Genomic DNA, 1,688 nt, shown 5'->3' with positions numbered 1-1,688 from the left:
GCAGGGTGCTTGGGTGCTGATCAATGGAACGGGAAGATGTAGTTCATCCAGCTTGCCATGCGCAGCAGTACTTTGCGCATCACAGATACATGGTGGAAGTAGTGGGTATAGATGGCAGCCTGCCCGCTGGAGCCTGCTATTACCTGATACTTGGCCCACTCGGGGTCGGTGATGGAGATAACCACCGGCAGACGACCCGGGCGCACCGCAGTGGTTTGATCCAGCAGACCGGCGTTGGCCTGCACGTTACCGGCGGCAATGGCCGGAACCACGGCGGTTACCTTGCCTTTGAAGATCTTGCCGGGTACGCCATCGATCACCACTTCGGCCTCATCGCCCACCGCCAGTCGCTGCATGCTGTTCTGCCAGAACCAGCCGACGTAGGCGGTGTCATCCTTGTGGATGAAGGTCATCACCGGACGATACATGAAGGGGGTGGCGATCATGCCGGGGCGCAGGGCCAACTGCACTACATGACCATCGCTCGGGGCATAGACCACGGTTTGGGACTGCTGGTACTTGGCTTCCATAAGCTGGGCTTGCAGATCGTTCAGGGTGGCTTTCTGCTGGTCAATCTGGGCCACGATGTCGTCCACGTTGGCCTGGGTGACGTCGAGGTCACGCTGCTTGCCCACGCCACGACGCATCAGGTCGCTGGCGCGATCCCGATCAAGCCTGGCGGAGCGCAGTCTCGCCTCGATGGACTTGAGGTGCTCGCGGTTGGATTCGACTCGGGCGGTGAGGCTATCCACTTTCAGGCGGAACGGCTCGTCATCAAGGCGAAACAGCACGTCGCCTTTTTTCACCGGCTGGTTGGCTTGTACCGGCACCTCAACGACCCGGCCCTTGACCAGCGGCACTATGGGGGTAGAGACGTAGTAGTTGCGCGCCATCTCGGAGTAGGGGTGGTTGTAGTTCATCAGCATGATCAGGGTGCCGATGAGCAGCACGCCACCCAGTGCTGCGGTGGGGACGGTCCACTTGTTGAGCGGGATGCGGAAAATTTTGAATATGGCGACACACAGCGCCGTGTAGGTCAGGATCAGTAGCAGGTCCATGGTTTATCCCTGTTGCTCACTCTGTTCGATAGTGTTGATACGGCTCTTCAGATCCGCCAACTCCTGCTTGAGGGCCGCCAGCTCCTCTTCATCTTTTTGCAGCCGCTGGCTAAAGCCCCAGCCGCGATCGGGGCGATAGATGGTTGCCCAGATCCAGAGGAAGGGCCACAGCACATGCAGGGTAAACAGGCTGACCCAGCCTGCCACGTGAATGGCATCCTGATGAGGGTGATTCCGATGTTTGGCAATCTCGTAAGGAATATCGTGGATAACGATGACTCCATAAAAAATGACCAGCCCGACAAAGACGAGCAGACCAAGTGCAAAGTAATCAAGGGCCATTTATAACCTCCACTGGCATGACGCACAGCTTAATCATTGGTTCCAACAAGCACGAAAGCAATTAAGAATCACACATTTATCGTCAGTTCGCCCGGAATCTTAAAGCTATTCGCTGTATTGAAGCTGAAGCCATTCAACAGTTGCATTATTAGTCTTTTTGTCATTAAAAAAGGCGCCATCAGGCGCCTTTTTTGTGCTGCTTTCGCTGCATTTTTTGCTGTTTTTACCCTTCGCTGGTACTGCTGACCAGCGGCTGGCGGAACTTCATCAGGAAGGCCACGGTAATGG

3 protein-coding genes are annotated in these 1,688 nt (G+C 56.0%); all 3 read right to left on the bottom strand.

The genetic code is table 11. The features are described 5' to 3' along the window. Nucleotides 1-20 precede the first annotated feature (20 nt). The gene (locus tag AB5Y85_RS07545) at nucleotides 21-1,058 is read right to left on the bottom strand and encodes an HlyD family secretion protein (RefSeq protein WP_064336863.1); all 1,038 of its coding nucleotides are present in this window, start codon (nucleotides 1,056-1,058) and stop codon (nucleotides 21-23) included. Nucleotides 1,059-1,061: 3 nt separating this feature from the next. Further along, nucleotides 1,062-1,400 (bottom strand): DUF3302 domain-containing protein, encoded by a 339-nt coding sequence (locus AB5Y85_RS07540; protein ID WP_005337862.1) that lies wholly within the window; start codon nucleotides 1,398-1,400, stop codon nucleotides 1,062-1,064. 68 nt (nucleotides 1,401-1,468) lie between these two features. Further along, on the bottom strand, nucleotides 1,469-1,688 hold a 220-nt coding region (locus tag AB5Y85_RS07535; protein WP_368221306.1), incomplete at its 5' end, for a hypothetical protein.

The organism is Aeromonas sp. R3-1 (assembly GCF_040908345.1).
GTDB lineage: Bacteria > Pseudomonadota > Gammaproteobacteria > Enterobacterales > Aeromonadaceae > Aeromonas > Aeromonas veronii.
This window is presented reverse-complemented; position numbering and strand designations above follow the sequence as displayed.

What these genes read in the sequence shown, in the direction of transcription:
- AB5Y85_RS07540 (WP_005337862.1), bottom strand. Translation starts at nt 1,400, where the DNA reads ATGGCCCTTGATTACTTTGCACTTGGTCTGCTCGTCTTTGTCGGGCTG.
- AB5Y85_RS07545 (WP_064336863.1), bottom strand. Translation starts at nt 1,058, where the DNA reads ATGGACCTGCTACTGATCCTGACCTACACGGCGCTGTGTGTCGCCATA.